18 protein-coding genes and 1 pseudogene are annotated in these 19,333 nt (G+C 69.4%); 10 read left to right on the top strand and 9 right to left on the bottom strand.

The window, feature by feature from the left end; genetic code table 11:
* Positions 1-72: 72 nt before the first annotated feature.
* Entirely contained in the window at positions 73-1,038 is a 966-nt protein-coding gene (locus tag AAFN86_RS24350) for a tripartite tricarboxylate transporter substrate binding protein (RefSeq protein WP_347546176.1), read from the top strand.
* A gap of 159 nt (positions 1,039-1,197) precedes the next feature.
* On the opposite strand, the gene AAFN86_RS24345 is transcribed toward AAFN86_RS24350, so the two are convergent.
* The gene (locus AAFN86_RS24345; RefSeq protein ID WP_347546175.1) at positions 1,198-2,238 is read right to left on the bottom strand and encodes an NAD/NADP octopine/nopaline dehydrogenase family protein; all 1,041 of its coding nucleotides are present in this window, start codon (positions 2,236-2,238) and stop codon (positions 1,198-1,200) included.
* Between the two features lie 132 nt (positions 2,239-2,370).
* Between AAFN86_RS24345 and AAFN86_RS24340 the strand changes: the two genes are divergently transcribed.
* Positions 2,371-3,348 carry a tripartite tricarboxylate transporter substrate binding protein gene (locus AAFN86_RS24340; RefSeq protein WP_347546174.1) on the top strand — a complete coding sequence of 326 codons (978 nt, stop codon included), beginning with the start codon at positions 2,371-2,373 and terminating at the stop codon, positions 3,346-3,348.
* A gap of 198 nt (positions 3,349-3,546) precedes the next feature.
* On the opposite strand, the gene AAFN86_RS24335 is transcribed toward AAFN86_RS24340, so the two are convergent.
* Positions 3,547-4,404 carry a prephenate dehydratase gene (locus tag AAFN86_RS24335; protein ID WP_347546173.1) on the bottom strand — a complete coding sequence of 286 codons (858 nt, stop codon included), beginning with the start codon at positions 4,402-4,404 and terminating at the stop codon, positions 3,547-3,549.
* Between the two features lie 14 nt (positions 4,405-4,418).
* Positions 4,419-5,150, bottom strand: a complete 732-nt coding sequence (locus tag AAFN86_RS24330) for a 3-deoxy-manno-octulosonate cytidylyltransferase (protein ID WP_347546172.1) — start codon at positions 5,148-5,150, stop codon at positions 4,419-4,421.
* Positions 5,151-5,287: 137 nt separating this feature from the next.
* Here AAFN86_RS24330 and AAFN86_RS24325 point away from each other — a divergent pair, with 137 nt between their 5' ends.
* The 8 genes from AAFN86_RS24325 (at position 5,288) to AAFN86_RS24290 (ending at position 14,320) form a co-directional block, all read left to right on the top strand.
* Positions 5,288-5,824 (top strand): cytochrome c family protein, encoded by a 537-nt coding sequence (locus tag AAFN86_RS24325; RefSeq protein ID WP_347546171.1) that lies wholly within the window; start codon positions 5,288-5,290, stop codon positions 5,822-5,824.
* A gap of 274 nt (positions 5,825-6,098) precedes the next feature.
* A complete protein-coding gene (gene hisN, locus AAFN86_RS24320) occupies positions 6,099-6,881 on the top strand; it encodes a histidinol-phosphatase (RefSeq protein ID WP_347546170.1) in 783 nt (260 codons plus the stop codon).
* Between the two features lie 46 nt (positions 6,882-6,927).
* Positions 6,928-8,802 carry an extracellular solute-binding protein gene (locus AAFN86_RS24315; RefSeq protein ID WP_347546169.1) on the top strand — a complete coding sequence of 625 codons (1,875 nt, stop codon included), beginning with the start codon at positions 6,928-6,930 and terminating at the stop codon, positions 8,800-8,802.
* Positions 8,803-8,814: 12 nt separating this feature from the next.
* Positions 8,815-9,939, top strand: coding sequence for a microcin C ABC transporter permease YejB (locus AAFN86_RS24310; protein WP_347546168.1), 1,125 nt, complete (start codon positions 8,815-8,817; stop codon positions 9,937-9,939).
* Between the two features lie 280 nt (positions 9,940-10,219).
* Positions 10,220-11,254 (top strand): ABC transporter permease, encoded by a 1,035-nt coding sequence (locus tag AAFN86_RS24305; RefSeq protein ID WP_347546167.1) that lies wholly within the window; start codon positions 10,220-10,222, stop codon positions 11,252-11,254.
* 38 nt (positions 11,255-11,292) lie between these two features.
* Positions 11,293-12,924, top strand: coding sequence for an ABC transporter ATP-binding protein (locus AAFN86_RS24300; RefSeq protein WP_408906630.1), 1,632 nt, complete (start codon positions 11,293-11,295; stop codon positions 12,922-12,924).
* On the top strand, positions 12,921-13,388 hold the full coding sequence (locus AAFN86_RS24295; protein ID WP_347546165.1) for a hypothetical protein: 468 nt from the start codon (positions 12,921-12,923) through the stop codon (positions 13,386-13,388). The genes AAFN86_RS24300 and AAFN86_RS24295 overlap by 4 nt, the downstream gene beginning before the upstream one ends.
* On the top strand, positions 13,388-14,320 hold the full coding sequence (locus tag AAFN86_RS24290) for a glyoxylate/hydroxypyruvate reductase A (protein WP_347546164.1): 933 nt from the start codon (positions 13,388-13,390) through the stop codon (positions 14,318-14,320). The genes AAFN86_RS24295 and AAFN86_RS24290 overlap by 1 nt, the downstream gene beginning before the upstream one ends.
* A gap of 402 nt (positions 14,321-14,722) precedes the next feature.
* Here the strand turns inward: AAFN86_RS24290 and AAFN86_RS24285 are convergent, their stop codons facing one another.
* From AAFN86_RS24285 to AAFN86_RS24260, 6 genes and pseudogenes are all read right to left on the bottom strand, one after another.
* Positions 14,723-15,118 (bottom strand): MarR family transcriptional regulator, encoded by a 396-nt coding sequence (locus AAFN86_RS24285; protein WP_347546162.1) that lies wholly within the window; start codon positions 15,116-15,118, stop codon positions 14,723-14,725.
* A 79-nt stretch (positions 15,119-15,197) separates the two neighbouring features.
* A complete protein-coding gene (locus AAFN86_RS24280; protein WP_347546161.1) occupies positions 15,198-16,583 on the bottom strand; it encodes a leucyl aminopeptidase family protein in 1,386 nt (461 codons plus the stop codon).
* A gap of 187 nt (positions 16,584-16,770) precedes the next feature.
* Positions 16,771-17,526 carry a GDSL-type esterase/lipase family protein gene (locus AAFN86_RS24275; protein WP_347546160.1) on the bottom strand — a complete coding sequence of 252 codons (756 nt, stop codon included), beginning with the start codon at positions 17,524-17,526 and terminating at the stop codon, positions 16,771-16,773.
* Between the two features lie 173 nt (positions 17,527-17,699).
* Positions 17,700-18,581 carry a dTDP-4-dehydrorhamnose reductase gene (gene rfbD / locus AAFN86_RS24270; protein WP_347546159.1) on the bottom strand — a complete coding sequence of 294 codons (882 nt, stop codon included), beginning with the start codon at positions 18,579-18,581 and terminating at the stop codon, positions 17,700-17,702.
* Positions 18,575-19,141: a dTDP-4-dehydrorhamnose 3,5-epimerase gene (gene rfbC, locus AAFN86_RS24265; RefSeq protein WP_347546158.1), complete on the bottom strand. Its 567-nt coding sequence runs from the start codon at positions 19,139-19,141 to the stop codon at positions 18,575-18,577. The genes rfbD and rfbC overlap by 7 nt, the downstream gene beginning before the upstream one ends.
* Positions 19,138-19,333 (bottom strand): annotated as a pseudogene (locus AAFN86_RS24260) (glucose-1-phosphate thymidylyltransferase); the annotation flags it as partial. The gene rfbC and the pseudogene AAFN86_RS24260, both read right to left, overlap by 4 nt.

The following is a 19,333-nucleotide window of genomic DNA, read 5'->3' as shown; positions in this document are numbered from 1 at the left end:
CGCGGCGCGATGGGCGGCTTGTCCTTCCCGCTGCGGCGCGGGAGGTTGGCCCCAACACAGGAGACCACCGCGATGCCGATGTTTCGCCGCGCGCTGCTTGCCAGCCTTGCCCTGCCCGCCCTTGCCCGCGCCCAGGGCGCCTGGACCCCTGACCGGCCGAGCCGGCTTGTGGTTCCCTTCGCGCCGGGCGGGTCGCAGGACGTGCTGGGCCGGCTGTTCGCCCAGGCGATCCAGGCCGGGACCGGCCAGCAGATGGTGGTCGAGAACCGGGCCGGCGCCGGTGGCATCCTGGGCGGAGAGGCGGTGGCGCGGGGACCGGCGGATGGCCTGTCCCTGCTGCTGGCGACCGCCGGCCAGACCACCATCCCCAAGGCGATCGGGCGGCGCATGCCCTACGACCCCGACACCGACCTTGCCCCGGTGATGCAGTTGCTGGACAGTCCGGTCGCGCTGCTGGCCGGACCCAACCTGCCGGTGACGGACGCGGCCTCCCTGATGGCGCTGGCGCGGTCGTCGCCGACGCCGCTGCCCTACGCCTCCACCGGCATCGGTACGAACACGCACCTGATCATGGAGGACCTGAAGGCGCGCGAACGCCTGAAGGTCGAGCATGTCCCCTATCGCGGCGCCGCGGCCGCCTTCAACGACCTGCTGGCAGGGCGCATCGCGCTGATGTTCGTCTCGGTGCCCTCGGTCCTTGGCTTCTCGGGCGGGGCGTTGAAGGTCGTGGCGACCACCGGGGCGGAACGCTTCCCCTCCCTGCCCGATGTGCCGACGCTGACCGAAAGCGCGGTGCCCGGCTTCACCGCCAGCATCTGGACCGGGCTTTCGGTGCGCGCCGGCACGCCGCCGGCGGCCATTGCCCATTGGCGGCAGGCTTTCGCCAGTGCGATGGGCGAAGCCGCCCTGCGGGAAAGGCTGGACGGGCTGGGCGTGACCCCGGCGGTGACCGATCCGGCGGCCTTCGGGGCGATGATGCGGCAGGACCTGGCGCGCTGGCGTCGCGTCGTCGCGCCGCTCAACATCAGCCTGGATTGAGGGCGGGGGGCTTCGTTCCTGCCCCCAAGGCGGCCGGCCTGCCCGCATCCGCGCGCCTTGGCGTGGCGCCCTGCAACGGCGCCTTGGCGACTGAGCGCGGTCCGGGTGCAGTCGCGCCGTGCACTCGGGGCCCGATGCCACGCATCGAGCCAGGGGGCGTCACCCGGCGGGCTGCGCCAGCATCTGCGGCAGTTGCGCGAGGTCGAGGCCTTCGAGCAGCGGATTGTCCCGCAACCCCTGACCCCACATCGTCTCGAGCACGGCGACGGTGCCTTCTGTCACCGGCATGGGTTGCCCGATCGCCGCGGCGATGGCGAGGTAGAAGGCGAGGCCATACGGCACGTCCTCGGTGACGTAGCGCGTGGCCATCTCGGTCGGGCCGGCGATGAAGCCGCGGCCGCGTTCGATTGCGGCGGTCATTTCATGCAGCGGGCCGCGCGGGACGCCGTTGGTGCGGTGCAGGGCCTCGGCCATGCTCGGCGGATGGTGGCCGAAGCGTGCGGCAAGCGCGTCGCGCTCCGCCCCGAGCGCTTCCATCAGGCGGCAGACCGCCGGGGTCATCAGCCCATACTGGCCCCAGGATTCCTGCTTCTCGATGCGCGTGACGTTGCCCAGTGCAAGCGCCGCATGGGCGATGGGGTTGGTGTTGATGAACGCGGCGGCGAGCGCATCCGGCACGGTCGGCCAGCGATTGCCGAACAGGGATTCCGCCAGCGCGGCCATCTGCGAGGCGGCCGCAGCGGGGACCGCGCCGATCTCGGCCTCGGCGCGGATGGCGGCGACACGGACGCGGTCGGGCGTGGTGCGCCGCCCGGTCACCGGCGTGGTCGCCATCGCACCCACCGGCGCGCCCGGGCCGCGCAGCCGCGCGAAGGCCAGAGGCGCAAGCGACGCGGCCGGGGCGATCAGCAGCGGCAGCGCCTTCGGGATGGCGGCGGCGATGCGAGGCAGCAGGTCCGGCAGCGCATAGGCCGGCACGGTCAGCAGCGCGACATCGGCGCCGGCGAAGGCCTCCTCCAGCGAGGCCGCGACGGTGATGGGGAAGGTGCCTTCCAGCATGCCCTCGGCGTGCAGCGTGCCATCCAGTCCGCGCGTGCCCGCACCCGAGGGTGACCACAGGCTCGCCGCATGGCCGCGGCTGACGGCAAGCGCCGCACAGGCCGGGCCGATCGCCCCTGCCCCCAGAATCGCCACCCGCATCGCTCGACCCCTTCCCTGACGCGACCGACCCTGCGATGCGGGCCGCGCCGGCGCAAGGCCGCGCCGTTCGGCGATTCCGTTGCGGCCGATCACGGTCTAGGCTCGCGGCAACGCAACCGGGAACCTACTGCCATGATCATGCGCCGTCCCCTGCTGGCCGCACCGCTCGCCGCCATCGTGCCATCCGCCGCGCGGGCGCAGACGGCTGCCTGGCCCGACAAGCCGGTGCGCCTGGTGGTGCCGACCCTGGGTGGCGCCGGCACCGCGGATACCGTGGCGCGCCTCCTGGCGCAGGAACTCGACAAGCGGATGCCGCAGCGCGTCGTGGTCGAGAACCGCGCCGGCGCCAATGGCAATGTCGGCGCGGCCTATGCCGCGCGCAGCCAGGCCGATGGATACACCTTCCTGTGGGGCTGGGCGGGCACCTTGGCGACCAACCCGGCATTGTATCGCGAACTGCCATTCGACCCCGTGCGCGACTTCGATCCCGTCGTGCTGGTCGGCAACGTGCCCAACATCCTGGTGGTGAACCGGGCGCTGGGGCCGCGGACGCTGGCGGAATTCACCGCCTATGCCCGCGCCAATCCGGGCAAGATCAATTTCGGATCGACCGGCAACGGGTCCTCGATGCATCTGGCCGGTGAGCTGTATCGCCAGATGACCGGCACCGACATGCAGCATGTGCCGTATTCCGGCCCGGCGCCGGCGGTGACCGACCTGCTGTCCAACCGCATCCAGGCGATGTTCAACCTGGTGACCGGCGCCATGCCGCAGGTCCGCGCGGGGGAGGTGATCCCGCTCGCGCTGCTGGACGAGACGCGGTCGCCGCAACTGCCGGATGTGCCGACCACGGCCGAACTCGGCATGCCCGGCCTGACCTTCGGCACCTGGTTCATGGTGATGGCGCCCAAGGGCACGCCGGGGTCGATCATCGACCGGCTGAACACGCTGGTGAACGAGGTGATCGCCGATCCCGAAGGCAAGCAGCGGCTGCAAGGGGCAGGGCTTGCCCTGTGGGGCGGGACGCGGCAGCGGGCGGCGGAATTCCTGGCCGTGGAGATCCGCCGGCATGCGGAGATCGCGCGGGCGAGCGGGGCGCGGATCGATTGAGGGCAGTGCTGGAGAGGGGCCCAGTCCCTCTCTGAACCTCACCCCGCCAAGGGCTTGAGGCCCTTGGATCCCTCGACTTTTAGAGCGTGATGGCCGCAGGTGCGAATGCACCGAAGGTCTGAATCACGCGATCAAACAATAGGTTAGAGCATGATGGGTGAACGAATGTGAACCAATCACGCTCTGAGGGCGGCCATGTCAGTCCCCCGACGCCGCCTGTTCCAGCCGATACGGATGCGCCGGATAGGCACCGAGGATACGGAATTCCTTGGTGAAGAAGGCCAGTTCCTCGAAGGCGTGCTGCAGGGCGGGGCTGTCAGGGTGGCCGTCCACGTCACACAGGAACTGCGTCGCGGAGAAGCGCCCACCGACCATGTAGGATTCCAGCTTTGTCATGTTGACGCCGTTGGTCGCGAAGCCGCCCAGCGCCTTGTACAGCGCGGCGGGCACCGATCGGACGCGGAAGACGAAGGTGGTGACGGTGTCCGGCGCGCTGACCGGCGGATACAGCCGTTCACGCGACATGACGTAGAAGCGCGTGGTGTTGTGTTCCTCGTCCTCGACGTTCCGCTTCAGGACCTCGAGGCCATAGATCTCGGCCGCGAGCTCCGAAGCGATGGCGGCATCCTCGACCCCGCCGCGCTCGGCGATCAGGTGGGCGGCGCCGGCGGTGTCGGCCTCGATCACCGCCTGGAGCTTCATGTCCTTCAGCAGGCGCAGCACCTGGCCGAGGGCCACCGGGTGGCTGTGGGCGCGCTTCAGCGTGGCCAAAGTCGCGCCCTTTGGGGCGAGCAGGCAATGCTCGACGCGCTGGAAATGCTCGCCGATCACGAACAACCCGCTATCGGGCAGCAGGCGATGGATGTCGGGCACGCGGCCGGCGAGCGAGTTCTCGCAGGGCAGCATCGCTAGGTCGCAGCGGCCTTCGCGCAGCGCGACCATCGCGGCCTCGAAGGACGGGCAGGGCAGGGTGTCCCAGCCCGGATAGGCGGCGCGGCACGCCAGGTCGGAATACGCGCCCTGCAGGCCCTGGAAGGCGATGATCTTGCTTGTCATGGGATCCGGTCCGTTCAGGGCGTCAGCAGCGCGCGCGCGCGTTCGAGGTCGTGCGGCGTATCCACGCCGAAGGGACCGTGGTCCACGCGGGCCGCGGCGATCCGCATGCCCGCTTCCAGCGCGCGCAACTGTTCCAGTTTCTCCCGCAGTTCCAGCGGGCTCGCCGGCAGTGCCACGAAGCGGTCCAGTGCCGCGCGCCGAAAGGCGTAGACGCCGATATGGTGCCAGCGCGGCCCGTCCCCCCAGGGGATCGGCAGGCGGGAGAAGTACAGCGCGGGTGCGACGCGCGAATCGCCTTCAAAGGCGCAGGCGCATTTGACGAAGGAAGAGGTGTTGGCTTCCTCCTCATTCGCGATCGGACACACCAGCGTGCCGATATCCACCGCAGGATCGGCAAGCGGCGCCAGCACGGCGCGCAGCGTCTCGGGCGCGATGGTCGGGAAGTCGCCCTGCAGGTTCACCACGACGTCGTAATGGCCATCCGGATCCAGGGTCGCCATGGCGCGATGGACGCGATCGGTGCCGGAGGGCACGTCCTCGGTGACCAGCACGGCCTGCGCGCCGGCGGCGCGGGCGGCCTCGGCGATCTCGGCTTCCCCGGCGGCGACGGCGACGGGGCCAATGCCCGCTTCGCGCGCCCGATCGAGCACATGGGCGATCATCGGGCGGCCGAGAATGTCGGCCAGCGGCTTGCCCGGCAGGCGGGTGGCCGCCATGCGGGCCGGAATCACGACGATTGGGCGCAAGAAGGCGGCTCCGGCTGGCTTGTCTGGCGGAAACTCGGGCACTATGGTCCGGCGCGTTTTAGGCAAGGCTGGCGAGGGGCGCAAACGCGCCGCGGCGCCGGTCCCTCTGCGATGTGACACGAAGGGCCCCGACCGGCATGGCGACCAACCTGGAAGGCAACAAGATCGTCGCGGCGGTGCTTACCGCCGGCATCACCTTCGCGGTGGCCGGGGTGATCGGGCGGCAGCTGGTCCACCCGACCATGCCGCACCACGCCGCGATGACGGTGCCTGGCGAAGCGACCGAGGCCGCGGCACCGGCCGCCGCCCCGGCACTGGACCCGATCACGCCGCTGCTGGCCAGCGCCGACGTCGCGGCGGGCCAGCAGGTCGCGCAGCGGCAATGCGCTTCCTGCCACAGCTTCAATGAGGGCGGGCGCGCCGCGGTGGGTCCGAACCTGTACGGGATCGTCGGCGCCAAGCACGCGCACATGGAAGGCTTCAACTACTCGCAGGCGCTGCGCGGCATGGCCGACAAGCCCTGGACCTATGAGGAACTGAACGCCTGGATCCACAGCCCGCGCTCCTATGCCGCGGGCAACCGGATGTCCTTCGCGGGGCTCGCCAATACGCAGCAGCGCGCCAATCTGATCGCCTATCTGCGGTCGATCTCGCCGAGCGCGCCGGCACCCTGATCAGGCGGACCATCGCATGGTCCGGTTGGGTCTTCCTTGACTTCAGGCGCCGGCGCCCGCATGCGCGGACTTCGCTGGCTCGCTGGGCATGAGGGGCGGATCGGGCGCGGTCGCGCCATGCGTTCCTGGATCGCGGCACCGCTGCAATCCGATAGGGCCGTCGCTGTTCCAGGGCAGGTGGCCCCATGGTGCCCTGCCCAGCGTCGCGGCCGGCGGTGTGGGTTTCGACTCGTTTGGCATGCGCGCCATGCCCGTATCGACCGGAGACCGCCGCATGATCCGCTATCCCTTCATCACCGCCGCCGAGGACGCGGCCGACGCGGCCGGGGCGGTGATCCGGCCGCTGTTCCGTTCGTCCCTGCTGGTCGAGGCGAAGGGCGACGCCAGCCCCGTCACCCGGGCCGACAAGGAAGCCGAGGAGGTCATCCGCGCGCTGATCGCCGATCGCTTCCCCGATCATGGCGTGATCGGGGAGGAGCACGGCGCGGACCGCCCGGATGCGGAGTGGGTCTGGGTGGTGGACCCGATCGACGGGACCCGCGCCTTCGTCACCGGGCGGCCGCTGTTCGGCAGCCTGATCGGGCTGCTGCATCGCGGTGAGCCGGTACTCGGCATCATCGACCAGCCCGTGACCGGCGAGCGCTGGGTCGGCGTGAAGGGGCGCAGGACGCGGTTCCGCGCACCCATCGGCGGCGCCCCGGCATGCCGGCCCTGTGCATCCGTTGCCGATGCCGAATTGTCCTGCACGAGCCCCGACATGTTCACCCCCGCCGACCGGCCGGGTTTTGAGCGCCTGCGCGGCGCCGCCCGACGGGTGACCTGGGGCGGGGATTGCTATTCCTATGGCCTGCTGGCGCTCGGCCTGGTGGATATCGTGGCGGAGTGCACGATGAAGATATGGGACTGGGCCGCCCTGGTTCCCGTCGTCGAAGGCGCAGGTGGGCGCGTCACCGGCTGGCGCGGGGAGACCCTGACCGCCGAGTCGGATGGCCGCATCCTCGCGGTCGGAGATCCGGCCCTGCTGGACGAAGCGGTGGGCCTCCTCACCAATCGGTAAGCGCGGAGACGTTGCCGCGCGGGGGTGGAACCCGCATCTTGCGGACATGAATCGTCGCAGCCTCCTCGCACTTGGTGCCGCCGCCGCCCTTCCCGCTGGCCTGACCGCCCTGCCGCGCGCGGCCCGCGCCGTGGTCCCGGCCGGGGGCGACAGGCCAGGGGAGGTGGTGCGCACCCATGCCCTGTCCCTGCTGGCGCCGCCGGCACTGCCCGTCGATTTCCCGCATTGGCCCTGGGCCAATCCGGCCGCGCTGAAGGGCGGGGAGGTGGTGCTGACCCGCCTGGGGTCCTTCGACAGCTTCAACCCCTACATCCTGCGCGGCACGCCGGATGTCGGCATCGGATCGATCTACGACACGCTGATGGCCGGCAACCCGGACGAGGCGACCGCCGAATACGGCCTGCTGGCCGAGACGGTGGAACTGCCCGCCGACCGCAAAGGTGTGTCGTTCGAACTGCGTGAGGCCGCGCGCTGGCACGATGGCCGCCCGGTCACGGCCGAGGACGTCGTCTTCACCTTCAACACCCTGCGCACCCAGGGCCGGCCGTTCTTCCGCGCCTATTGGGCCGATGTGGCCGAGGTCGTGGCTGAAAGCCCGAAGCGCGTCACCTTCCGCTTCAAGGACAACGACAACCGCGAACTCGCGCAGATCCTCGGCGACCTGCCGGTGCTGCCGAAGCATTACTGGGAAGGGCGGGATTTCGCGCGGCCGTCGCTCGATGTGCCGCTCGGGTCGGGGCCGTACAAGCTGGAACGCTTCGAACCGAACCGCAGCGCCGTCTATCGCCGCGTCGAGGATTACTGGGGGCGCGACCTGGGCGTGCGCCGCGGCCTGAACAACATCGACACGCTGCGCTACGAGTATTTCCGCGACACGACCGTGGCCTTCGAGGCCTTCAAGGCCGGCCAGATCGACTTCCGCAGCGAGAACGTCGCGCGCGACTGGGCGACCGGCTACGACTTCCCTGCCGTGCGCCGTGGCCTCGTGAAGAAGGAGGAGATCCGCCACGAGATCCCCACGGGCATGCAGTCCTTCGCGGTGAATCTCCGTCGCCCGCTGTTCCAGGATGCCCGCGTCCGTCGCGCGCTGATCGAGGTCTTCGACTTCGAGTGGATGAACGTGAACCTGTTCTACGGCGCCTATGCGCGGACCACGTCCTTCTTCTCGAATTCCGACTTCGCCTCGCGCGGCCTGCCGGAAGAGCGCGAGAAGGCGATCCTGGAAGGCTTCCGTGGCCGTGTCCCGGCCACCGTCTTCACCGAGGAATACAAGCTGCCGGTCACCGACGGCACCGGCAACAATCGCGAGGGCGCGCGGCGTGCGCTCGCGCTGCTGCGCGAAGCGGGCTGGACCGTGCGTGACCGCCGCCTCGTGAATGCGCAGGGCCGTCCCTTCGAATTCGAGATCCTGCTGCAGGGCGCGACCTTCGAACGCATCGCGCTGCCCTATGTGCAGTGGCTGGAGCGGCTCGGCATCACCGCCCGCGTGCGTACCGTCGATCCCGCGCAGTACCAGGTGCGCATCGACGCCTTCGACTTCGATATGACCGTCGATTCGATGGGCCAGGGCTTCTCCCCGGGCAACGAGCAGCGCGACTATTTCAGCAGCGCCAAGGCCGCCGAGAACGGCAGCCAGAACGTCGCCGGCTTCGCCGACCCGGCGATCGACGAACTGGTCGAATTGGTGATCGCCGCGCCGAATTATGAGGAGCTGGTCGCGCGCACCCGTGCGCTGGACCGCGTGCTGCTGCACCACAATTTCGTCATCCCGCAATGGCACCTGCCGGCCTTCCGCATCGCCTTCTGGGACAAGTTCGGCCGGCCGGACCGCAATCCGCGCTACGGTCTCGCTTTCCCCAATGCGTGGTGGATCGATCCGGTGCGCGATCGCGCGCTGGCTGAAGCCCGCCGCAGCCTGTGACGCGCGGCTAGGATGGGCGCCTATTTGGTCCGGCGACTGCTGCTGGTGGTGCCGACGCTGCTCGGCATCATCATCATCAACTTCGCCGTCGTGCAATTCGCCCCGGGCGGCCCGGTCGAGCAGATGCTCGCCGAGCTGCGCGGGGAGGGGCAATCGACGCTCGGGCGCGTGACCGGCGAAGGCGGCGGCGAAATCCGCGGACCCAATGCGGCCGAACAGCGCGGGGGTGGCGGTGGTGGCGGGTCCGGCCCCGTCGGCAATTACCGTGGTGCGCGCGGGCTTGATCCCGCCATCGTCGCCGAGATCGAGCGCGCCTTCGGTTTCGACAAACCGGCGAGCACGCGCTTCTTCGAGATGATGAAAGGCTACCTCACGCTCGATTTCGGGCGATCTCTGTTCCGCGACCGGCCGGTGGTGGACCTGATCCTCGAGAAGATGCCCGTCTCCATCAGCCTCGGCCTGTGGTCCACGCTGATCATCTATCTCGTCTCGATCCCGCTCGGCATCCGCAAGGCGGTGCAGGACGGCTCGCGCTTCGACGTCGCGACATCGGGTGTCGTGCTGGTGGGATATGCCATCCCGGGCTTTCTGTTCGCCATCCTGCTGGTGGTGTTCTTCGCCGGCGGATCGTTCTTCCAATGGTTCCCGCTGCGAGGACTATCGAGCCCCGGCGCCGACACGCTGCCCTTCGCGCAACGCGCGCTGGACTACGCCTGGCACATGGTGCTGCCGACGTTGACGCTGGTGATCGGCGGCTTCGCCGGGCTGACCATGCTGACCAAGAACGCCTTCATGGACGAGATCGGCAAGCAATACACCGTGACCGCCCGCGCCAAGGGCAACCCCGAACACCGCATCCTGTACGGCCACATCTTCCGCAACGCGATGCTGCTGATCATCGCCGGTTTTCCGGCGGCCTTCATCGGCATCCTGTTCACCGGCGCGTTGCTGACGGAGATCGTGTTCTCGCTCGATGGCCTCGGGCTGCTGGGGTTCGAGAGCGCGATCCGGCGTGATTATCCGGTGATGTTCGCGACGCTGTACATCTTCACGCTGCTCGGGCTGGTGATGCAGATCGTCGGCGACTTCACCTACACGCTGGTCGATCCGCGGATCGATTTCGAGGCACGTCGGTGATGGGCGGCGCGCGTAGTTGGAGAGGGCTTTGCCCCCTCCAAACCTCCCCCACCAAAGGCTTAAGGCCTTTGGAAACCTCGATCTTGGCGCCGGGCGGGGCGGTTGCTCCGGCGTGTCGGCGGGTGCGTTGTGCCCGTCCCCCCCAAATGCCCGGCGCGCGCCCCTCGCTTGCGGCCCGGCGCCGCCGCCCGACGCCAATTCCCCGCATTCCAAAGGCCCGTTGGCCTTTGGTGGGGAGGGGTCCGGTGTGGGGCAAAGCCCCGCACCCGGGAGCCGCACCATGACCCCCATCACCCGTCGCCGCCTCGCGAATTTCCGCGCCAACCGCCGCGGCTACGTCTCGCTGGTGATCTTCGGCTTCCTGTTCTTCGTGACGCTATTCGCGGAGTTCATCGCCAATGACCGCCCGCTGGTCGCGAAGGTCGATGGCCGTTGGTTCGTTCCGGTGCTCGCCGACTATGCCGAGAGCGACCTGATCGAGGATGGCCTGCCGACGCTGGCCGATTGGCATGACCGCGGCTTCCAGGAGGATTTCACCGCCAAGGGCGGCTGGATGGTCTGGCCGCTGGTGCCCTATTCCTACCGCACGGTGGTGCGGGACCTTGGCCAGCCTGCGCCATCGCCGCCTTCAGCGAGAAACTGGCTCGGCACGGATGACCAGGCGCGGGATGTGCTGGCGCGCGTCATCTACGGCTTCCGCATCTCGGTGCTGTTCGGCTTCACACTGACCATCGTGTCATCGGTCATCGGCATCGCGGCGGGGGCGGTGCAGGGCTTCTATGGTGGGCTGACCGACCTGCTGTTCCAGCGCTTCATCGAGATCTGGTCGGGCATGCCGCAGCTGTACCTGCTCATCATCCTGGCCAGCATCATCGAGCCGACCTTCTGGGTGCTGCTGGTCTTCCTGCTGCTATTCTCCTGGATGGGGCTGACCGGCGTGGTGCGGGCGGAATTCCTGCGCGGGCGCAATTTCGACTATGTCCGCGCGGCCAAGGCGCTGGGCGTGGGCGATACGGTGGTGATGTTCCGCCACATCCTGCCGAACGCGATGGTCGCGACGCTGACCTTCCTGCCCTTCGTGCTGTCTGGGTCGGTGACGGTGCTGGCGAGCCTCGATTTCCTCGGCTTCGGACTGCCGCCGGGTTCGCCGTCGCTGGGGGAGCTGGTGAACCAGGGCAAGAACAACCTGACTGCACCCTGGCTGGCGATGACGGGCTTCGTGGTGCTGGGCGGGATGCTGACGCTGCTGATCTTCGTGGGTGAGGGCGTGCGCGACGCCTTCGACCCCCGCAAGCTGCCGGGGGGTGGGCGATGAGCGTGTCCGATGATCGGAGCGCCGAAGGGCGCGGTGCGCTGGATCGGCCGCGCCAGGCTGAAGCGGCGCTGCTGACAGTGGACAACCTCTCGGTCGCCTTCCGCGGCAAGCGCGTGGTTCAGGGTGTCTCCTTCAGCGTCGAGCGTGGCGAGACGGTCGCGCTGGTCGGCGAATCCGGGTCGGGCAAGTCGGTCACGGCACTGTCCTGCCTGCGGCTGTTGCCGATCGCCGGTGCCAATCCGGAAGGGCGCATCATCCTGGACGGCACGGAGGTGCTGACCGCTCCCGAAGCCGACCTGCGGCGCCTGCGCGGTGGTGTCGCGGGGATGGTGTTCCAGGAACCGATGACCTCGCTGAACCCGCTGCATACCGTGGAACGCCAGGTCGCCGAGGCGATCACGCTGCACCAGCCGCTGTCCGGCGCGGCGCTGCGCGCTCGCGCCATCGAATTGCTGCGCCGTGCCGGCTTCCCCAAGGCGGAGGACCGGCTCGGCGCCTATCCGCACCAGCTTTCCGGTGGGCAGCGGCAGCGGGTAATGATCGCCGCGGCACTCGCCAACGATCCGAAGCTGCTGATCGCGGACGAACCGACAACCGCACTCGACGTGACGATCCAGGCGCAGATCCTCGAATTGCTGGAACAGCTCAAGCGCGAGCTCGGCATGGCGCTGCTGCTGATCACCCATGATCTGAACATCGTGAAGAAGCATGCCGACCGCGTGGTGGTGATGAAGGACGGACATGCGGTCGAGCAGGGCGATGTCGCGACCGTCTTCGCCGCCCCGCGGCACGACTACACCCGCATGCTGATCGCCACCGAGCCGCGCGGCCAGCCCGCCCCGGTCGCGAACGGCGCGGCGGAGATCATGCACGGCGACCAGGTGAAGGTCGTCTTCCCGATCCGCCGTGGCCTGATGCGGCGCGTGGTTGCCGAGGTGCGCGCCGTCGATGGCGTCACGCTGAGCGTCCGCGAAGGCGAGACGGTCGGCCTCGTCGGTGAATCTGGATCGGGCAAGACCACGCTCGGCCTGGCGATGCTGAGGCTGGAACAGAGCGCGGGCGCGATCCGCTTCGAGGGGCGCGACATCCAGGCGCTGGACCGCGGCGCGCTGCGGCCGCTGCGCCGGCGGATGCAGATCGTTTTCCAGGACCCCTTCGGCGCGCTGTCCCCGCGCATGAGCGTGGGCGAGATCGTCGGCGAGGGCCTGGCCGTCCACGAACCCGGCCTGACCGGCGTGCAGCGCGCGAAGACGGTGGCGACCGCGCTGGAGGAAGTCGGCCTGGCGCCGGAGATGGCCGAACGCTACCCGCATGAATTCTCCGGTGGCCAGCGCCAGCGCATCGCCATCGCCCGCGCGCTCGTGCTCAAGCCGCGCTTCCTGGTGCTGGACGAACCGACCAGCGCGCTCGACGTCAGCGTGCAGGCGCAGGTGGTGGAATTGCTGCGCGACCTGCAGGCGAAGCATCGCCTGGCCTACCTGTTCATCTCCCACGACCTGCGCGTGGTGCGCGCCATGGCCCACCGCATCATCGTGCTGAAGGACGGCAAGGTGGTCGAGGAAGGCGAGGCCGCCCAGGTTGTCGCCGCGCCGCGGGAAGCCTACACCCGCGCGCTGATGGCCGCCGCCTTCGATTTGCGTGCGGAGGCCGCCCCGGGGCTGCGGAATTGAACGAACTCGAGACGCTGAAGGCGCTGCTGGATGCCGGGCATATCAAGCTCGGCGTGCATATCCGCAGGATGAATTCGCCGGGATCGCCGGTGTACCGGTCCTGGGAGAATGTCTGGCCGGCGGGGCTCGTGCTGCTGGCCTCGGTCGCCGCGCTGAAATGGGGCGGCCTGCTGCTCGACCCGATCGGCATCCGTCAGGGCGGCCCCTGGGCCGGCACGGCCGTGCTCGGCCTCGGCTGCTGGTGGTGGTTCACCAGGATCATGCCGAAGGTGAAGGACGGCGTGTTCGACCGCACCGCGGCCTTCGCCCTGCAATCGCCGGCGCATTTCGATGCGCTGTGGACGCAGGGCATATTGAGTTTCTACGCGAAGATGCCCGACGGGACGGAGCGCGCGGCGACGCGGCGCGATTCCTGGCGGGATTTCGTGACCGCGATCGATGCCGAATTGAAAGGGCAAGGCTGATGGCCGTCCTGCTGTCGACCAAGGCGCACACCATGCAGGACTGGAAGGACGCGCTGCTGGCCGTCGATCCGTCGCTCGATGTCCGGCTGTTCCCCGATATCGGCGCTGCCGAGGACATCGAGGCCGCGGTGGTCTGGACCGCGCACGACATGATGGAACTGCGCCGCTACCCGAATTTGCGCGTGATCGTGTCCATGGGCGCTGGCGTGGACCATCTGTTCCGTCCGCCGGGGCCGCCGCCGGGTGTGCCGGTGGCGCGGCTGCTGGATACGCGGCTGACCCAGGGCATGACCGAGTGGGTGCTGCTGAACGTGCTTCGTTTCCACCGGCAGGACCTGGAATACCGCGACCAGCAGGCGCGCAAGGTCTGGCATGAGCTGCCGGCGCCGGAAACCTCGGCACGGCGGATCGGCATCCTTGGCCTTGGGGAACTCGGCGGCGATTCGGCCCGCGCGCTGATCGCCCTCGGCTTCCCGGTGATGGGCTGGTCGCGCCGGCCGAAGGCGGTCGATGGCGTCGAGATGTTCCACGGCGCGGATGGGCTGATGGCCATGGCGGCGCGCGCCGACATGCTGGTTTGCCTGTTGCCGCTGACGCCCGACACCCGTGGCGTGATCGATGCGCGGCTGCTCGGTGCGATGAAGCCGGGCGGCTATCTGCTGAATTCCGCGCGCGGCGGGCACATGGTCGCGGCGGATGTGCTGGCGGCTCTCGATTCAGGCCATCTGGCCGGTGCGGCGCTCGATGTGTTCGAGCCCGAGCCGCTGCCCGAGGAAAGCCCCTTCTGGACGCATCCGAAGGTGATCCTGACGCCGCATGCGGCGAGCATCACCATCCCGTCCAGCGCCGCGCCGCAGGTGGTGGAGAACATCCACCGGGCGCGGGCCGGCCGGCCACTGATCAATCTGGTGGATTTCTCGGCGGGGTATTGAGCATTCGGAATGGAGTGGCCTTGCCCCTCCAAGCCACCCCACCAGGGGCCTGCGGGCCCCTGGACCGCGGGGACTCGGCGCTGCGCATCATGGTTGGCGGATGTGCAGCGTGATGAGGCGCCCGGCGCCAGGTCGAGGTGCCCGGGACGAGGCCGCCAATGCGGCACGCCGGGAGTCCAGCGAAAGCCCAGCATGCTGGAGGTTTGCGCCCGGCGTTCAAGGGCATCAAAGGTAGAAGCCCAACGGTCCATGAAATGGGCCGCTGATATTGTGCATTTGGTGGGGCAGGGTCCGGAGGGCGGCAAAGCGCCTCTCCGCAGCCCATAACACGCAGCATGGGCGCCGATCACGCAGCGCCCCGGCGGTGCCGGGGAGGGGCAGCCCCATCCCCGGACCCCGCTCTCAGACCGCGCGCAGCGCGGGCTGTTCCGGCGCCGCCAGCAGCTTCGCCTCCGTGGTGCCTTTCGCAGCCTCGGTCATCACGTTGCGCAGATCGTGCAGGAAGGTCGTGCCCTTCGGTGTGCGCTGCACCAGCACGCTGCGGCGGTCGGCCGGGTCCACCTTGCGCCGCGCGAGGTCGAGTTCGCCCAGGCGGTCCAGCGCACGGGTGATGGCCGGCTTCGAGACGTTGAGGTCATTGGCCAGGCCGCGCACCGTGTGCGGGCCTTCCCCAAGATAGACCGTCAGCAGCACCGCCAGCTGGCGGGCCGACAGGTCGGGTCCGTCGCTGCGAACGAGTGCGACGATGGTCTCGCGGAGGATGCCGATGTTCTGGTCGGGGTTTCCAGGGAGGGTCATGGTTTATTCCTTAATATGCGCTTGGGGCGGCATCGCCGTCCGTCTGGTGCCTTTGCGGCAAGGGAAAGCGACGAGAATCTCAAGCACTCGTCGCAGGGTGGAAGCCTTGAGTCATGTTTGCAATCATGGCGTGTAGGGCGCGGGCGCATTGGGCCTCGCCGCCTTCAGGCCGGCCAGGTCGGTTGGCATCGTTCCAGGCATACATATCCAGATGCGCCCAGGGGACATCCGGCGGCACGAAGCGCCGCAGGAACAAGGCGGCGGTGATCGCGCCCGCCATCGGTTTCTGGGACACGTTGGACAATTCCGCGAAGGGGCTGTCGAGCCACGATTCGTAACCGTCGTGCAGCGGAAGCCGCCACATGGGATCCTGCGCGGCATCCGCCGCCGATAGCAGCCGGGTGGCCATGGCGTCGTTGTTGCAGAACAAGGCGGGCAGATCAGGGCCGAGCGCGACTCGCGCCGCGCCGGTCAAGGTGGCGCAATCGACAAGCGCCGCCGGGCCTTGTTCCACCGCATAGGTCAGCAGATCGCACAGCACGAGCCGGCCTTCGGCGTCGGTGTTACCGACCTCGACCTTCAGCCCCTTGCGTGTGCGCAGCACATCCAGCGGGCGCATGGCATCACCAGAGATGGCGTTTTCGACGGCGCCGACAAGAACCAGCAGTCGCACCGGCAGGGCGGAGCGCATCACCATCTCGGCAACCGCCAGCACCGCCGCGGCGCCACCCATGTCCTTCTTCATGCGCAGCATCGACGATGGCGGCTTGAGGTCGAGGCCACCCGTGTCGAAGCAGACGCCCTTGCCGCACAGGGCGACCAGTGGCCCATCGGCCGCCCCGGTCCAGCGCAGCACGGCGACGCGGGGCGCACGTGGGCTGCCGCGGCCAACCGCTGCGACGGCCGGGAAATCCTGCTCCAGCGCCGCGCCTGCGATCACCTCGCAGGTCCCGCCATGACGGGCAGCGAGCGCGACGGCGGCCGCGGCGAGTTCCGCGGGCCCGAGATCGGCTGCGGGCGCATTGATCAAGTCGCGCGCGGCGCAGATGGCTTCCGCGGTCATCACCGCGGCCGCCGTTCCCGCAGGGGGGTGCAGTAGCGCCGGGGCACGTCCGCCCGCCTTGTGCAGGCGGGGACGATAGGCGCCGAGCGCCCAGCCGAGCGCGGCGAGCCCGGCATCGCCCGCCCCGGGCGCAAGCCGCCAAGCGCTGCCGGCCGGCAGGGCGTGGGGAAGCCCGCCATAGCTCCAGGCGCTGGTTTCGGTGCCAAGGCCGACCACCGCCCCGGCAAGCCCATCAGGGCCTGGCAGCAGCGCCCATTCACCGGCCTTCGCGGCAAAGCCCGTGGCGCGCACGAACGCCCCGGCGGAATCCTGCAAACCTGCGAGGAAGCCCGCGAGTCCGTCCGGTCGCACCGCGTGCAGCTGCAACGACGCGGTGGTGCTGGCCGTGAGGCCCTCAAGCATGGTGCACTCTCTGGCGGCGACAGATCGCCGATTTGTGATCACGACAACGTAACAGAGTGGTCATACAGTGGAGTGGGAAGGCAATCCACGTTGCTGCTGCGCAACTGGGATATGCATGCGATGCAGCGCAAATAGGCTTGCTATCGGCGGATGTCGACCAATAAGGCCGTGGTCCGTGTCCGGCGTTTCAGGGCATCCGCGCGGAACGGATCGGCAATCCGGCCAGCAAGGCATCGGCCAGGGCGTCCGCGACGCAGGCATATCCGCGGTCGTTGTGGTGCAGCCCATCGGAGACCAGCAGCGCCTCGGCCGGCACGCCGGCGGCGGCCCAGCCATCCATCAGCCGCCCCCTGGAGAACAGTGTCACCCCGGGTGTGCTTGTGGCGATCTCGGCCAGGATGGCATCGAAGCGGCGATTGCCGGGATGCGCGGTGATCCTCGGGGCCCGCTGGTTGTCCATCAGGACAACATCGATTCCGGCCTGGCGGAGCTGGCCGACACCCTGGCGTACAAAGCGCGCGAACCGGTCGGGGTCCATCTGCCGCATGGCGGCATTGGCGCCGAGCTGCCAGATCACCAGGTCCGGCCGCTCCGCGATCGCATCGCGGCCGATGCGTTCGAGCATGTTGTCGGCATCCTCGCCGCCCTGGCCGCGATTGAACACCGTGATGCCGGGACCGAGTGCTGCGCGCAGCCGCGCCTCGAGCAGCGCCGGATAGGCGTGCGCGGCATCCGAAGCGCCCGAGCCGGCGGTCGAGGAGGAGCCGAGTGCGACGATGCGCACGCCGCCCGGGCGCAGCAGGGCATCGGCCAGGCCCGCCGAGACGATGGGCGGCTGCGGCTGGGTGGGGCAGGAGGCGGCGAAGGCGGGGGCGAGGGGCAGAGTGAGGGCCAGGGCCAGGGCGTGGAGGAACCGGAGGGGGCCTTGCCCCTTCCGGGCCACCCCCACCAAAGGCCAACGGGCCTTTGGAATGCGGGTTCTTGGCGCCTGGCCGGCGGGCGCATCCGTGCCCCGAACGCGCGTCGGGACGATGGCGCCAAGGATCGGTTTCCAAAGGCCTTGGGCCTTTGGTGGGGTGGTCTGGAGGGGCAAGGCCCCTCCAGCCTGGGCGCTGGTCATGCCGGCTTCACGTCCCGCAGCACACGCATCAGACCCTCCTGCCAGGGGGGCAGACGCGCGCCGAACGTCGTGGCGAGCCGCCCACAATCGAGCCGCCCATCCGCCGGGCGGGCGGCTCGGGTCGGGTAGTCGGCCGTCGTGATGGCCTGCACCACCGGCCGGGGCCCGCCGGCGGCGAAGATCGCCTCGGCAAAGCCATGCCAGGTCGTGAAGCCGGTGCCGGTCGCGTGGAACACGCCACGATGCGCATCCCGCCAGCCATCGGCCCGGATACAGGACAGCACGGTCGCGATCGCGTCAGCAAGGTCTGGCGCGGCGGTGGGGCTGCCCTGCTGGTCGGCAACGATGCGCAATGCGGGCCGTTCCGCGCCCAGCCGCAGCATGGTGCGCAGGAAGTTGGTGCCGGTCGCGGCGAAGACCCAGGCGGTGCGCAGCACCACCGTGCGTGGATTGCTCGCCAGCGCCGCCCATTCCCCCGCCAACTTGGTCCGTCCATAGGCACCGAGCGGGTTGGGCAGGTCCGTCTCGACATAGGGCGCGCCCTTGCGCCCGTCGAAGACATAGTCCGTCGACACCTGGATCAGCGGGATACCGGCGACGGCGCACCGGGCTGCGATCAGCGCCGGTCCGGTCGCATTGGCGCGGAAGGCGGCCGCCTCATTGTCCTCCGCCGCGTCAACGGCGGTCCAGGCGGCGCAGTTGACCACCGCATCAGGCCGGGCGGCGGACAACGCGTCGGTGATGCTGGCCGGGGCCGCGAAATCGATGTCGGGACGGCCAATGGCGATCGCCTCGAAGCCCTGGGCCGGCAGCGCGGTTGCCAGCGCCGTTGCGAGCTGGCCGCCCCGGCCGGTAACCAGGACCCGGCGCATCACCATGAACCCGGCGGGAAGGGCGGCGGGATGTCTGCGAGGCGCGGCGCGTTGCGATCCTTGTCGGACAGCACGGCCGCCGCGGCATCGACCGGCCAGGCGATGCCCAGCGCCGCGTCGTCCCAGGCAATGCCGGCATCGGCGGCGCGGTCGTAGTAGGCGTCGGTCTTGTATTGCACCTCGGTATCGGGTTCGAGCGTGCAATAGCCATGGGCGAAGCCGCGCGGCACCCACATCTGACGCCAGTTCTCGGCGCTCAGCACCTCCGCTACATGCCGGCCATAGGTGGAGGAGCCAGCGCGGATATCGACCGCGACATCCAGGATGGCTCCGCGCGAGACGCGGATCAGCTTGCCCTGCGCCGAGGGCGGGCGCTGGAAATGCAGGCCGCGCAAGACCCATTGCGGGGCCGAGGACGCATGGTTGTCCTGCACGAAGTCCTGCGCGATGCCGTAGGCGGACAGGACACGGTACGACCAGACTTCGGAGAAGAAGCCGCGTGCATCGCCGTGGCGGACAGGCTCGATCAGCAGAACGTCCGGGATGGCAAGGCGTTCGACTCTCACGCCAACTTGCCCGCCGCCAAATCGCGCAGATAGACGCCATAGGCCGTCTTGCCGAGCGCTGCGGCCTGCCGCGCCAGGGCTTCGGCGTTGATGAAGCCCATGCGGAATGCGATTTCCTCGGGGCAGCCGACCTGCAGGCCCTGTCGTTCCTGCACGGTCTGGACGAACAGTGCCGCCTGCAGCAGCGACCCC

The organism is Roseomonas sp. CAU 1739, from assembly GCF_039839775.1.
GTDB lineage: Bacteria > Pseudomonadota > Alphaproteobacteria > Acetobacterales > Acetobacteraceae > Neoroseomonas.
The sequence above is the reverse complement of the archived record's forward strand: the minus strand, read 5'-3'. Positions and strand labels throughout refer to the sequence as shown.